Here is a 12,621-nt window from a genome sequence, read left to right on the forward strand (position 1 = left end):
CCCAGAATTTCCACCGATTACCGACCCATCTCCCGCTCTTCCCCTCCTGGTCGGGGTTAGGGGTGGGTTCCGATTACCCATTCCCCATTCCCCATTCCCCATTCCCCATTCCCCATTCCCCATTCCCCATTCCCCATTCCCTATTACCTATTACCTATTACCTATCTCCAAAGTAAAAAACCTACCCTTGTCAGCTACTCCCTACTCCCTACTCCCTACTCCGGTGATCCGCTGTTCCGGTGATCCGCTGTTCCCTTTGCTATAGCATTTATCAATAGATACTTCCCACGGGCATAAACTGAACTTTTGGGTTAGCTGTTGAAGGTAAGCTCCTTCGCTGCAGGGGCTGAGGGGCTGATAGCTGTTTGCGGAAAGCAAACCCAAGGGCGCGCGTAGCGTGTAAGCTTTCCGCTTAAAGTATCGGTTAAATTGCCTAAACCAATAACAATTTATATCCTCAGAGAGAGATAATGTTGCTTAACACTTGGGAATATTCTCAATAATTAGTTAGGGTTATTTTTCTACATTCAGAAAAAAACTATGGTTATTAAGTTAACTGTTGCCATCCCCACATACAACGGTCAGAACCGTCTACCAGAAGTCTTAGACCGACTGCGAGACTGTTGCCAGCAAGACCAACTCAGCTGGGAAGTTATTGTTATTGACAACAACAGCACTGACGGCACCGCTAAGCTTGTTCACGCTTATCAAGCCAATTGGCCAAGGCAATATCCGTTGAGGTATTGTTTTGAAGCGAAACAAGGGGCAGCTTATGCCAGATGCCGTGCCATTCAGGAAGCCAGAGGTGAACTAGTGGGTTTCCTAGACGATGACACGATTCCATCAATGTCTTGGATAGCTGCTGCTTACGCCTTTGGCAAATCTCACCCTACTTCTGGTGCTTATGGTAGTCAAATCCATGGTGTTTTTGAAGTCACTCCTCCGCCAAATTTTGATAAACTTGCGCCATTTTTAGCAATCACTGAACGTGGCTGTGAGCCATTACTTTATGAACCGCACAAAAAATTACTACCACCTTCAGCTGGGTTGGTTGTGCGAAAACAAGCTTGGTTAGAGAGTATGCCCTCTCGGCCTATTTTGACTGGGCGCACTAAGAGCAGTATGTTAACTGGGGAAGATTTAGAGATGTTGTCTCGTATCCAAGCTAAGGGCTGGGAAATCTGGTACAATCCTGCTATGGAAATTGAGCACAAAATCCCTAGCTGGCGTCTGAGACGTGAGTATTTAATTCCATTTTTCCGTGGGATTGGTTTAAGTCGTCATGTGACCCGGATGTTGAGTGTAAAACCTTGGCTAAGACCATTGGCAACTGTGGCTTATATGACCAACGATTTGCGCAAAATTACCTTTCACTGGCTCAAGCATGGTGGTTCTATCCAGTCTGATTTAATTGCAGCTTGCCAAATGGAGTTGTTTATTAGTAGTCTATGGAGTCCTTTTTACCTCCTTAAACATGGGTATTTGGCTGAGTATGATAACTAGTTCAAATAACTAGTTCAAATAACTAGTTCAAATAACTAGTTCAAAAGGATTAACAGGGGGAATAAACTGGAAGAGGGAAGTCATAAATTGGTCATAAATTGGTCATAAATTGTGATATAATACCACAAATAGGCAATACCTAAAAATGCGATTATCGCGGCTGTCGCTGCTACGCGATGAAGCGTTCGCGTAGCGTGGCCAAAGGCCTCAGCTTCCGCTAAGAGCGAACGCGAAGCGGTTCGTTGTTCCGTTCGCGTTTTGATGCTCACGTGGGATTTTCTTGAAATACTCACTGGTTTAAGCCGATTGTCTACTTTTGACTAGCTCTGATAACTGATTTGAGTAGCGAGGGTGGAGCAACCCCAGTACCTCCTGTTTCTTGTAAGTGAGAGTCAAAGCATCCATAATCCCTTCCAGCCATCCTTGCCGATTTCTAAACAGCCAACGCTGTAGTTCTTTTAGGGGCATTCCAGCAACCGCCTCAGTGGGCAAAGCAGTTAGAATTTCCAGAGGGACAATAAAACCAAGAGACACTTCCCCATAGGTAACCATAGCTAATTCAGTTCCTGACTGCCAGCGTGTGCGATCAGAACGTGCCTTGGTGGAAAGTTGGGCAAGGGAAACTTGGTGGTAAAGAAAAGTCATAGTTATAGATTCAATATATTCCCATGCCATACTGGAAAATTCCAGCTGACATCACTAAAACTCAGAATTCCCAGTTAGCCAACACCTGTGACTAAAAACCTGTAACTAACAGAGTTTCTGAACTTAGCAGATGGCACCCTGATCCAAATCTTTGCCTGTTCGCGTCTTTATGGTTTAACCACTTTTGGTTTAACTAAAACCCCTAAATCCATGCTGCCATTTTTACTAAATTTCACCCTGGCTCAAGCCACCCCAGCACCAACACCTCAAGTAGAAATCGTGCAACTCCAAGAAATACGCCCTCTACCAGGACAACTAGATAATGTACCCGTATTCAACAGCAACAGTCCCGAACTAGTACAGACTGAAGGAATTTTACTGTCCACATTTCCCCCTTCTGACAAAGCCAACCCAGGGGCTCACTTAAACTTTCCATTTCAGGGGCGCTTTGATATCTTTGCCCACCATGTTGCTAAAGCAGCCACCCGAGACGATTTGCGCACCCTCTATCTGGGGATTATCCTCCACAATCCAGGCAAAGAACCAGTAACAGTAGATATTATTGAGGCAGCTAGTTACCTGAGTCAGCCTGATGCACCATTTATCGAATTGCCCTCCCAAGTAGATAATTCTGCCGGTAGAGTTTATGCTGGGCCTGGTAGCCGAGTGATGAGTGATATCCTGCGTGGAGGTAGGCAAGACGGATTTCCTGCCCAATTGGTGATTCAGGCTCAGCAAAGTCGCATGTTGCTGAATCTCCCAATTCCAGTGCGAACCTTGACACCACCTATTAATGGTCGCTCAACTTTGATGCGGTTATACAGTGATGGAAAGGTATACGCCGCTAGTCTTGCCCAGTATGCACCTTTAGATAGTGATGGCAATGAACGCTCTCCTACTATAGCTCAATGGCAGGATTTATTAGAGCAAGGGGAGTTAGCCGGACCACGCGATCGCGCCCCGAGTGATCCAATTGCTACTACTGGTTCAATTATCTACGGTCGAGTGGCAGGAGTAGCCCGAGGCTCTAGATGGCAAGCTCAGTTAGTGGATAATCCTACTGCTCAATCTCTAACTATTCCGCAACCGGGAAAAGCCTTTTCCTACGGACTGAGTACCCTCCATCATGGCAGGTTAGGTACTGGTCAAATTCAGAGTGCGCCGATGTTAGTCCGTTATCCAGATACCGCCTATTTTGCCCATGGTAATTATGGGGTGCAATACAGCCTGACCTTGCCACTGATTAATCCCACCGGGGATACTCAAACGGTCACCCTGGCTATTGAGACACCGATTAAACAAGATCAAATCCAGGGAGGATTAAGGTTTTTAAAGGCTCCAGCTAAGCAAATATTTTTCCGGGGGACAGTGCAATTGAGCTATAAGGATGATCAAGGTTTACCTCGGACGCGCTATGTGCATTTGGTACAACGGCGTGGTGAGCAGGGGGATACCCTAGTTAGGTTGCAGATGCCACCCCTTGACCAGCGGCTGGTGCAAGTCGATTTTCTCTATCCCCCAGACTCGACACCCCCCCAAGTTTTAACTGTTCGGACACAGGATTAATAACAATCTCCCCATCTCCCCATCTCCCGCTTCTGACGACTCCCGACTCCCGATTCCCAGGGAGTGCGCTTACAGTCGTCGAATTAAATTCGCCACGGGTCGCACCGCTCCCGACTCCCGACTTCCGACTCCCGACTTCCGACTCCCGACTCCCGACTCCCGACTCCCGACTCCCGACTCCCGACTCTTGACCCAAATGTAAAAAACCTACCCCTGTCAGGGTGGCAAGGTTGGGAGTATGTCACATCAGGTTCTACGTATCAATGTAAATTGGTATTGTCGTCAATGTAATAAATTCATGAAATGATGAGTTGATTATCTCGAAAGGTAGATAAAATTTTACAATCTAACTTATTAGACTGAAAAAGTCAAACAATGATCAGCGTCTTCCTATGTTGTCCTGTGAGCATCCTGCCTTGCGAGTTCTAGTAGTTGACGACCATGAATTAACTCGATATAGCCTTCATTTAGCATTTTCGGCTCAGGAGAATATTGAGATAGTTGCTCTTGCTAGTAACGGGAAAGAAGCCATTGATATGGTAGAGTGCCATCACCCGGATGTGATTGTACTTGATCTACAAATGCCTATGATGGATGGTCTAAGTGCAGCCACCCGGATCAAAAGCCTAGAGCCAGACACTAAAATCATTGCCTACTCTTCAGTAGAAGACCCCCAAATTGAAGTGATGAGCCAAACTGCTCCCGTTGATATCTTTTGTAGGAAAGATGTTGCCACTTCAGATCTAATTAATTTAGTTAGGGAAATGGGGAGGGATAAAGTTAACTGTCTACAACCACTAGCTAAAATTAGCTGAGAAAGGAAAACTAGAATAAGGCGCTGCTAAACTAAGGAATTGTGCAGTTATAGTCAGCTGATTTCCTAATTATCTATTACCTTGAGTTATTCCATTAATCAGCAACGCCAATTTTTTTAGGAATCAGTTAGCCTTTCTATTCGGGGAAAGTACGCTTAAATTCATCGATTAGGTCATCGAGTTCTTCTAGGGCTTGATTAACATCAATTCGGAGGGTTCCCAAATCTGGTTGCTCCAGAAGCCGTAGCAAGGATTCCCGTTTACTGGTGATTAAGGTAATTCGCTCCTTAATTTTTTCCAATTCCATTTTTGGCTGTCTCTTGTCTACAACAATTTTATAATAACGATCAAATTTTCCCATAAAAAGGGGAATAAAGTATGTCAGAGAAAGACTGGGTGCATTTATTACTTCATTCTGACTTAGCCAGAGTCTGGAATATCGGTTAAGTCAGAATGAAGTATTGGGTCAATTTGATGATCTGTAAATGGGGTATAGGGGAAATAGGGGGGATAGGAGTGGAGGAATTTTACTTTAACCCATATATCGGTCATTTTGTCAACTTCTATGACTTGACCAGCGCTCTAGGATAATAAAACTGGAGTTATTTCTGTTACATAGCTAAATAATGTTACCCCGAACTTCCCTAGGAACTTTAGGTCTAGTCATTGGTGGATTACTGACCGTAATCGGCTTTGTTGCCTACGCCACCGATAATGCTACAGTGAATCTAGTGGGATTCTTTTACGGAATTCCAATTCTACTAGGAGGTCTTGCCCTCAAAGCTGCGGAGTTAAAGCCTGTAGAATTAAGCCAACCAACAATTCCTGAAGTCCTGACGCTGCGAGAGGAAACCGCCACCCCAATCCAAAATCAAATTCGCAAAGACGTAACGCGATATCGTTATGGTCAAGAAGCCCATCTAGATAGTTCCTTGGAAAGCCTGGGTTTATCTCCTACTGATGAAGAAAGACCTGTGTTGATGGGTTTACGAGAAACTTCGGTGGATGGTGCTTATGCCTTAATTCTCGAATTTGACTCCCCACTAATTCCTTTTGAGACTTGGCTCAAAAAGCAGGAAAAACTGGAAAAATTCTTTGGACCTGGTATTAAAGTAGATTTAACCCAACTTGAAGAAGACCAGGTGGATGTAGCACTAGTGGCAATGCCCGAAGAAAGCACCAGCGTGTAAAGACCTTACCTTTAAAGCTCCCCGCTGTTACCTAGACGGGGATTCTGATTTCAAACAGTCGGTCATATACCAACCCGTCACGCTGAGCGCCGAGTTCTTGCCTAGACATCGGCGCTCAGCGCTCCTGTTCTGTTGCCGGTATAGTTTCTACAGGCGGACTACATACCACTGTAAATACTCTCCAGGTCCTACATCTAATTCACAGCTGGTCTCCATCAAATACTGTCCTTGCTCCTCCAAAGAGGTCAAATGCTGCAAATCCCTGGGCAAATCATCCTGACGATTTGCCAAGATTGCCATTAACTTTGACTTTAACTCCATTGGAGTCAGAATCACCTCTGGTTGATTCGTTTCGAGAACTACATACCCATCTTCCTGGAACATTATAGAATTAGGCATATCTTAGATCAAATCTGCTTTCTTCCTTCGTTAACAATCTTAGATGGTTTATCATTCTTTGGGTCTTTGTGGTGAATAAAAAAACTATTCCTTTGCCAACCTATTCCCTAAGAGCTAAGAAGCCCTGATCGATATGTTCCTCTCTCTCAACTACGAGCCAGCTTTAGAATCCCTGGGATATGACTATTTTGACGAAGTAGCAGCAGCAGAATTTCCCAGGCATATCCTGCGGTTTCGTAACGACCAATTGCTACCCCGTATTGGGTTAAATCCCCAAGACACTAACGACCAAGACTTTATCCAAGCTTTCGGTAAATTTCAGGGAGTTCGACCCTTTTTAGCCCTGCGCTACCACGGCTATCAATTTGGTGAATATAACCCTAGACTAGGGGATGGCAGAGGTTTTCTCTATGGTCAAGTAAGAGGTATCGATGGGGAACTTTACGACTTCGGTACCAAAGGCTCTGGCACCACACCCTACTCCCGAACTGCCGATGGTAGACTGACCCTCAAAGGAGGGGTGCGGGAAGTACTTGCAGCTGAAGCGTTGCACAATCTTGGCGTTTTGACCTCCCGTTGTCTGAGCCTGATTGAAACTGGTGAGCAACTGTGGCGGGGTGATGAACCCTCTCCAACTCGCTCATCAGTGATAGTACGTTTTAGCCGTTCCCATATCCGGTTTGGTACCTTTGAGCGACTGCATTACTTTAAGCGTCCGGATTTAATCAAAAAGCTATTAGACCATGTGATTGAGCAGTACTACCCAGCCATCATCCCCCTCAGGGAGGATAAGAAACAAGAGCAGTATGCTCAGTTTTACGCCGAGTTGGTGGAACGAGTGGCTCGATTGGCAGCCCAGTGGATGGCAGCGGGTTTTTGTCACGGTGTCTTAAATACCGACAATATGTCGATTACTGGAGAAAGTTTTGATTATGGACCTTATGCCTTTATCCCCACCTATGACCCTAAGTTTACCGCTGCTTACTTTGACTATTACAGGCGCTATAGTTACGGCAATCAGCCTGGAATTTGTCAGTTAAATTTAGAAATGCTTCAGCAACCGTTAGGGATGGTAATCCCAACATCGGAGATGGAAGCAGGTTTAGCCGAGTTTGGGAAACATTATTACCGCAATTATCGGCACTTGATGCTGAATAAACTGGGATTTGAACAGTTGCCAGAATCGGAAGAGTCAGAGTTATTGAGGTTAACGATTCAGTTCCTGCAAGATACTCAGGTGGGTTATCACGCTTTCTTTGCTGAATTAGCCCAACAGTTTGATAAGAGTTGGCGAGATGATGTTAGTAAGATAATGAGCCGAGAATCCTTTTGGGAGTCAGATGCTAAGTATTCCTCCCTAGCAGATTGGCGCAATTTCTACCACCACCTTTTACAAAATTTATCAGTTGATCAGCTCAAGGATATGTCAGCACTTTTGCGAGATAAGAATCCGCAAACTGCTTTACTTAGACCTGTGATTGAGGCAGTTTGGGAGCCAATTACTCAGGAAGATAATTGGGAGCCGTTTTATGAGTTGATCAGCAAACTACAAGCTAAACACTGAAATAGTAAAAACTGAAATAGCGATTAGTTCCAAGCCGAGGCAAGAACCATTTATCCCATTTATTTATCCCATTTAAGTTAATTTAATTCAAATTAGGATTATTGACATTTCCCTTAAGTTCTGGTATAATCCCAGCCGGTCTAGGAGATGACACTGGAGCTTTAGGTATCTCCAGCAGCGGTCGATTCAGAGCAATCCTGAGGGGTTCTGCTTTTGGCAATGGAGTTGGGTTAGTGGCCATCTGTGGCACTGGTGAGGGCCCATTAGACCCAATCATCGAAACCGCGCCGACAAACATGGCAGCAAGGGCAGCACCACCCCAAACGAATTTTCGGCGATTCCGGCGGCGGTCAATTTTTGAGAAAACTTGCTGTACCAGTTCTTGAGCTGGTTGCTCTGTTGGTGGGACGGGCATGGTTCGGAATGCCTGACGTAGCATCAGCAGTCGATTGTATAATCGTTTGGCATCTGGGTCAGTTGCCAATAGCTGCTGCACATCAGAGCGCTCTGCTGATGTTACTTCCCCATCAACGTAGGCACTGATTAATTTAAAGCGATTGGCCGTAGGCCACGCTTCGCGATCGCGCTTGAGGGAATCCATATCTTTGGCAGATTCCTGCCCATAAGTGTTATCAGGGTTAGGGTTAAATTTAGAGGTCATTTTATCATCACCAACGAGTCATCGTAAACTCCCCACACTAGATCTCCCATATTTTTCATTTTAAGGGAATAAGCAATAAAGGAAATCCGGCGCTTTAGATAAAGATTTGATCAAGCTTGTCTTCTCAAATTATGCGCTTTAGATAAAGATCTGATTAAGCAAGCCTTGTCAAGATTTGATATATTATTAAGTAACTATACTGATGTTTAGGAATCTAGATAAGCTTGCAGGTGAGATTGCAATCTCGCTCTTGCTCTAGCAATTCTAGACTTAACGGTTCCGAGAGAAGCGCCAGTAATTTCGGCAATTTCCTCATAAGCCATACCTTCGATTTCCCTAAGGATAATGGTAGTACGAAACACTTCTGGCAACTCTGATATTGCCTTGTGCAGTTGCTCATAAAACTCTCTGGTCGTCATATCTTCTTCTGGACCAGGCTCTGCTGAAGCAATTTCCCAATCCATATCGCCATCATCCATATGACGTGGTGCATCCAGAGACAGGGGGTGGGCTACCCGCTTGCGTTTGCGGAGCTCATCATAGAACAGATTGGTGGCAATACGGCTTAACCAACCTTTGAACTTGACTGGTTCATTAAGTCGTTTAATATTACGGTAAACCCTAATCCAGACCTCTTGGGCTAAATCGGAGCGATCTTGCCAGTCTGGTGCTAAGTGATACAAAATCTTGTCCACGTGGGACTGATACCGACGTAGTAGCTCAGCAAAGGCTGTGCGGTCAGGACTCATACCTTCCTGACAGCGTAAAACCAAATCATAGTTAGAGAGTTTCTCAGGTTGCACCGGCACTTGAGGAAGCTTTACCTCTGTTGACCAGGATAGAGAAATTGGTTGGCTCATGATTGGAATAGCTTTTAAAACTTTCTTCCTCTCATTGACTCCCAACTTCTGCGATTGGTTCCCGTTCATCGAGCACTAGTCTATCTTACATTTTCACGCTCGTAGTGGACTGAGCCAGTAAACAGCTAATTAACTATTAAATTAACTAGTCATTACCTATTAATTAACTATTAATTAAATTAATTATGGCCATAATCCACTCAATTAACACCAGCTTAATGATCTTTTGCTTTGGGTCAGCAGGATTGTTAATCTCAGCTAAACTACCACAGCTTAAGCTGAAGCAACTTACACCTGAAATTAGCCAGGTCTTGCCAGCAACCTCTCGGTTGACCATAGCAGGACTCAGTACAGATAAGACGTTGACAAAAACCTCTTCAGTATACCCAGAACTGGAACCGTTGTCATCCGAAAAGACAGCCTCAGATCTGGTAGAACCTCAGGTAACGCCAAAGAGACTGAAATCAAAAATTCCCAAGGTTTTACCAGCCACCTCTTATTTTACTGACGCAATTGCTGCTATTACTTACCAGGTAGTTGTGGATTTGAGTGATACTACGGTTTACTTGTACTGGGGAGAACAATTGCTCCAGAGCCACCCAGTTGCTATTGGTAAACCAGGTTGGGATACACCCACTGGCAGTTTCAAAATTATTCGCAAACAACCCAACCCTATTTGGAAAGAACCGATTACTGGTGAACTCATACCTCCTGGACCTGATAATCCTTTAGGAGAAAGGTGGATTGGTTTTTGGTCTGACGGGCACCATCAAATCGGGCTTCATGGCACTGATGAAGAAGAGCTAATCGGCAAAGCGGTTTCCCACGGCTGCTTACGGATGCTCAACCAGGATATTAAACAGTTGTATGAGCAGGTCAGTCTAGGAACACCAGTCATTGTCAGGAATTAAACATTTCAGTTGTAAAAATTATACTTTAAAATGTTTTTTTAAACATCACATGTTAACAATGACTCAACGTAATCCATGTAATCCATTTGAGCGCTGAGGCTTTGGCTCAAAGCCTGGTGCACAGCCCTCTAACATGTTACTAATCTGTCCCATCAGATCTTTGCTGGTTTGTTTGCGGATTGCTTGGCGATCAGCGCCAAAATGAGGTCGCTCTAGGTATTTGGCTATGGCATCCTTGACTTGATGGTTAATTAAATCCATTAGGTCTTGCTTTGCTCTTTTACGCTGGTATTGAGCACCTTTCTCGGTAGTAGCATAGAGAGGGGGCAGTCTATTGAGGGCATAGGCAGCAATATCTCCTACCTCCAGAAAGCGATCGCTCTTGTCTTCTATCTTGGTAACTTGATCAATTGCTTCGCTTAATACCAACTCTTCCATGACATTGATAAACTGCTTGCGAGCAACTGTAACCACTTCACCAGATAGAAGCGCCCCCATCAGTTTGTCTAATGCCATATATTCTTCAATGGAGAGTTCCGAAGCTGTGTCACAAAGGCGACCGACCTCACTCTCCATCAGGGGAGTTAAGTACCCATCTTTCAAGGCTTTTTCTATAATTTGCTCAATTCTCATGAGTAGATTGAATAGCTATTGGTTTAATGGTTAAAATAATTAATAGTATAATCTAGGAATTTAGCTTCGTCTTGATCTGATTAAGCTGATCCCGATAGATGAATCTGGGGAATTTCGTGAAGGGAAGTGAGTGGTTAGTGGAATTTCCTAGTAAAATCAAAAAAAGAGTAGGAGTAAGTGAGGCATAGGGCTTTAGCCCATGACTAACTGCAAACACGAGGAATTTATTGAGTAATGGTAAATAACGACTAAGTCCTAAAGGAAGGACAAGTTAACAGCTAACTAATTGGGAAAGGGCAAGAGGAAAGAAAATTGTTCGCTCTTGCCGGTTACCTTTAACCTTTAACCTTTACCCTTGATGTTTAGATTTATCTATGATATCAAATGTGCTGGCTTAGTTATAGTATAGGTGATCCAGGTGACATACTCCCGACGCTGACAAGCGCGGTACAGCGCGGGCTTCTTACCAACACCATCCAACGATTCGGTTACACGGGTTACTTTATTAACGACACGGGATGCCCCTCCGCGCCGGAACAATACAACTCGTTCTATGTTTAGCTAGTAGGTGGCGGTTAGCTCTTAATTTGTTTTCCCTACTGTCCCTAGTATAGCCCATTGGCATTTCGACGTTCCGACCCTTGCCCCGCGCTTCCCATACGACACTTACCCAATGAAGGTAAAGTGCGGGGCTTCTCGCGGTTTAGCTAAGTGATGGGCTGGCGGAAAGTCAATTTACACCTTCCCATCTCCAGGGTACTGGGTCAACCGACTGACCGTGAACATAGAGACCCCAATGTAGATGAGGACCAGTGGAAGCACCTGTAGAACCAATGCTACCAATGACCTGGCCAGCTTGAACGAAATCCCCCTCTTTAACTTTAATTTGGCTCAAGTGCAGCATAATACTGAGTACCCCTTGACCATGGTTAATCCCTACGGTGTTACCATGAACCCGGAAACCTTGAGACTCTCGTCCTACTAGTGCTATTCGTCCTGCTGCTGGTGCTACTACTGGTGAACCGAAGCCACCGGCATAGTCAACACCACGATGGTAGTAGTTGTTAGCAAAGACACCGTTGTAGTAGCGACGAATACCGAAAACGCTGGAGACACGAGCATTGTTGGGTCTATAGAACTTACCATTCCAGAATTTTTCTGGTGTCACTAATTTTTTAAACTGGGCAACCCGATTTAATTCAAATTGGGTTGCTGGGGCAGAGGCTTTGCCAGACAGCCAGATGCGTTGGACAGGGAAAGAGCGATTCTTAAGTGGTACAGCTATGTTGTTGACTTTACCATCACCAGCCACCCGCAAAACCAATTTTCCTGGTTTATCTAATGGTGTAGTGGGTACTAAAGCTCGATAACGATTTGTCCCTGTTGCAAAGGTAGGATAGGTCTTTTGACCCATAGAAACGCTCGGTGGTGAACCGACTGTTTCGGTTTGAATTACCACTGACAAAGTATCGCCTAACTGGGGATTGTCTGGTTGAACTTGTACCTGTAAAGCTTGCACTGGTTGGCACAGGGCTACAAAACCCGATGCCAGGGCTATTGCTGTCGTTTTAATCAGACCTTTTGCAAGGTGCTTTGCACTCAGAAGTGGGGTGGGACTAGAAGGAGAATAGTGCTCTAGCCCTGATAGTGAGCCATGAGAGGATAGTGATTTCACTGACTTATACAAATTAGACTAAGATTTTTACTCTTTAGCTACTAGGGCATAGACTATCATTTAGCCCAGTGTGTTTCCAATTCCATCTAGTTTGCAGATGAACGGGACCGGGAATCTTGAGCCAGGTGCCATCATAAAAGGACATCTAACTAAGGTCGATAGTCTATCACACTAACGGTTAGGCTAATTCGGTCGATGG

General features: G+C 44.7%; 15 protein-coding genes and 1 pseudogene. 7 read left to right on the top strand and 9 right to left on the bottom strand.

What is annotated here, in order from left to right; translation table 11 throughout:
• Together F6K37_RS19105 and hpsE are read left to right on the top strand one after the other, a co-directional pair.
• Positions 1-265: pseudogene (locus F6K37_RS19105) on the top strand (hypothetical protein); the annotation flags it as partial.
• A gap of 275 nt (positions 266-540) precedes the next feature.
• Positions 541-1,503, top strand: coding sequence for a hormogonium polysaccharide biosynthesis glycosyltransferase HpsE (hpsE, locus tag F6K37_RS19110; RefSeq protein WP_008189986.1), 963 nt, complete (start codon positions 541-543; stop codon positions 1,501-1,503).
• 80 nt (positions 1,504-1,583) lie between these two features.
• Here hpsE and F6K37_RS19115 read toward each other — a convergent pair whose 3' ends face one another.
• Positions 1,584-1,796, bottom strand: a complete 213-nt coding sequence (locus tag F6K37_RS19115; protein ID WP_131826866.1) for a hypothetical protein — start codon at positions 1,794-1,796, stop codon at positions 1,584-1,586.
• A 4-nt stretch (positions 1,797-1,800) separates the two neighbouring features.
• Positions 1,801-2,148 carry a hypothetical protein gene (locus tag F6K37_RS19120; protein ID WP_131826867.1) on the bottom strand — a complete coding sequence of 116 codons (348 nt, stop codon included), beginning with the start codon at positions 2,146-2,148 and terminating at the stop codon, positions 1,801-1,803.
• Between the two features lie 210 nt (positions 2,149-2,358).
• Between F6K37_RS19120 and F6K37_RS19125 the strand changes: the two genes are divergently transcribed.
• Entirely contained in the window at positions 2,359-3,714 is a 1,356-nt protein-coding gene (locus F6K37_RS19125; protein WP_287251593.1) for a DUF3370 domain-containing protein, read from the top strand.
• Between the two features lie 83 nt (positions 3,715-3,797).
• Here F6K37_RS19125 and F6K37_RS19130 read toward each other — a convergent pair whose 3' ends face one another.
• On the bottom strand, positions 3,798-3,959 hold the full coding sequence (locus F6K37_RS19130; protein ID WP_154659952.1) for a hypothetical protein: 162 nt from the start codon (positions 3,957-3,959) through the stop codon (positions 3,798-3,800).
• Positions 3,960-4,106: 147 nt separating this feature from the next.
• Between F6K37_RS19130 and F6K37_RS19135 the strand changes: the two genes are divergently transcribed.
• Entirely contained in the window at positions 4,107-4,529 is a 423-nt protein-coding gene (locus tag F6K37_RS19135; RefSeq protein WP_287251595.1) for a response regulator, read from the top strand.
• A gap of 136 nt (positions 4,530-4,665) precedes the next feature.
• Here the strand turns inward: F6K37_RS19135 and F6K37_RS19140 are convergent, their stop codons facing one another.
• Complete coding sequence (locus F6K37_RS19140; RefSeq protein WP_165691818.1) at positions 4,666-4,836, bottom strand: hypothetical protein; 171 nt, start codon at positions 4,834-4,836, stop codon at positions 4,666-4,668.
• Between the two features lie 319 nt (positions 4,837-5,155).
• Between F6K37_RS19140 and F6K37_RS19145 the strand changes: the two genes are divergently transcribed.
• Positions 5,156-5,719: a DUF2854 domain-containing protein gene (locus tag F6K37_RS19145; protein WP_008189999.1), complete on the top strand. Its 564-nt coding sequence runs from the start codon at positions 5,156-5,158 to the stop codon at positions 5,717-5,719.
• Positions 5,720-5,866: 147 nt separating this feature from the next.
• Here F6K37_RS19145 and F6K37_RS19150 read toward each other — a convergent pair whose 3' ends face one another.
• On the bottom strand, positions 5,867-6,118 hold the full coding sequence (locus tag F6K37_RS19150; protein WP_044495296.1) for a CRR7 family NDH-1 assembly protein: 252 nt from the start codon (positions 6,116-6,118) through the stop codon (positions 5,867-5,869).
• Between the two features lie 133 nt (positions 6,119-6,251).
• Between F6K37_RS19150 and F6K37_RS19155 the strand changes: the two genes are divergently transcribed.
• The gene (locus tag F6K37_RS19155; protein WP_008190002.1) at positions 6,252-7,682 is read left to right on the top strand and encodes a protein adenylyltransferase SelO; all 1,431 of its coding nucleotides are present in this window, start codon (positions 6,252-6,254) and stop codon (positions 7,680-7,682) included.
• Between the two features lie 82 nt (positions 7,683-7,764).
• On the opposite strand, the gene F6K37_RS19160 is transcribed toward F6K37_RS19155, so the two are convergent.
• Complete coding sequence (locus F6K37_RS19160) at positions 7,765-8,343, bottom strand: anti-sigma factor family protein (protein ID WP_287251596.1); 579 nt, start codon at positions 8,341-8,343, stop codon at positions 7,765-7,767.
• A gap of 206 nt (positions 8,344-8,549) precedes the next feature.
• Positions 8,550-9,203 carry a sigma-70 family RNA polymerase sigma factor gene (locus tag F6K37_RS19165; protein WP_044495298.1) on the bottom strand — a complete coding sequence of 218 codons (654 nt, stop codon included), beginning with the start codon at positions 9,201-9,203 and terminating at the stop codon, positions 8,550-8,552.
• A 185-nt stretch (positions 9,204-9,388) separates the two neighbouring features.
• On the opposite strand from F6K37_RS19165, the gene F6K37_RS19170 reads away from it, so the two are divergent.
• On the top strand, positions 9,389-10,114 hold the full coding sequence (locus tag F6K37_RS19170; protein WP_008190009.1) for a L,D-transpeptidase: 726 nt from the start codon (positions 9,389-9,391) through the stop codon (positions 10,112-10,114).
• A 63-nt stretch (positions 10,115-10,177) separates the two neighbouring features.
• Here F6K37_RS19170 and F6K37_RS19175 read toward each other — a convergent pair whose 3' ends face one another.
• The gene (locus F6K37_RS19175; protein ID WP_008190011.1) at positions 10,178-10,747 is read right to left on the bottom strand and encodes a late competence development ComFB family protein; all 570 of its coding nucleotides are present in this window, start codon (positions 10,745-10,747) and stop codon (positions 10,178-10,180) included.
• Between the two features lie 730 nt (positions 10,748-11,477).
• Positions 11,478-12,422, bottom strand: coding sequence for a M23 family metallopeptidase (locus F6K37_RS19180; RefSeq protein ID WP_008190014.1), 945 nt, complete (start codon positions 12,420-12,422; stop codon positions 11,478-11,480).
• Between the last annotated feature and the right edge of the window lie 199 nt (positions 12,423-12,621).

Origin of the sequence: Moorena sp. SIO4E2 (assembly GCF_010671945.1) — a bacterium.
GTDB lineage: Bacteria > Cyanobacteriota > Cyanobacteriia > Cyanobacteriales > Coleofasciculaceae > Moorena > Moorena producens.

What these genes read in the sequence shown, in the direction of transcription:
- F6K37_RS19150 (WP_044495296.1), bottom strand. Translation starts at nt 6,118, where the DNA reads ATGCCTAATTCTATAATGTTCCAGGAAGATGGGTATGTAGTTCTCGAA.
- hpsE (WP_008189986.1), top strand. Translation starts at nt 541, where the DNA reads ATGGTTATTAAGTTAACTGTTGCCATCCCCACATACAACGGTCAGAAC.
- F6K37_RS19175 (WP_008190011.1), bottom strand. Translation starts at nt 10,747, where the DNA reads ATGAGAATTGAGCAAATTATAGAAAAAGCCTTGAAAGATGGGTACTTA.
- F6K37_RS19125 (WP_287251593.1), top strand. Translation starts at nt 2,359, where the DNA reads ATGCTGCCATTTTTACTAAATTTCACCCTGGCTCAAGCCACCCCAGCA.
- F6K37_RS19155 (WP_008190002.1), top strand. Translation starts at nt 6,252, where the DNA reads ATGTTCCTCTCTCTCAACTACGAGCCAGCTTTAGAATCCCTGGGATAT.
- F6K37_RS19170 (WP_008190009.1), top strand. Translation starts at nt 9,389, where the DNA reads ATGGCCATAATCCACTCAATTAACACCAGCTTAATGATCTTTTGCTTT.
- F6K37_RS19160 (WP_287251596.1), bottom strand. Translation starts at nt 8,343, where the DNA reads ATGACCTCTAAATTTAACCCTAACCCTGATAACACTTATGGGCAGGAA.
- F6K37_RS19165 (WP_044495298.1), bottom strand. Translation starts at nt 9,203, where the DNA reads ATGAGCCAACCAATTTCTCTATCCTGGTCAACAGAGGTAAAGCTTCCT.
- F6K37_RS19120 (WP_131826867.1), bottom strand. Translation starts at nt 2,148, where the DNA reads ATGACTTTTCTTTACCACCAAGTTTCCCTTGCCCAACTTTCCACCAAG.
- F6K37_RS19135 (WP_287251595.1), top strand. Translation starts at nt 4,107, where the DNA reads ATGTTGTCCTGTGAGCATCCTGCCTTGCGAGTTCTAGTAGTTGACGAC.
- F6K37_RS19145 (WP_008189999.1), top strand. Translation starts at nt 5,156, where the DNA reads ATGTTACCCCGAACTTCCCTAGGAACTTTAGGTCTAGTCATTGGTGGA.
- F6K37_RS19140 (WP_165691818.1), bottom strand. Translation starts at nt 4,836, where the DNA reads ATGGAATTGGAAAAAATTAAGGAGCGAATTACCTTAATCACCAGTAAA.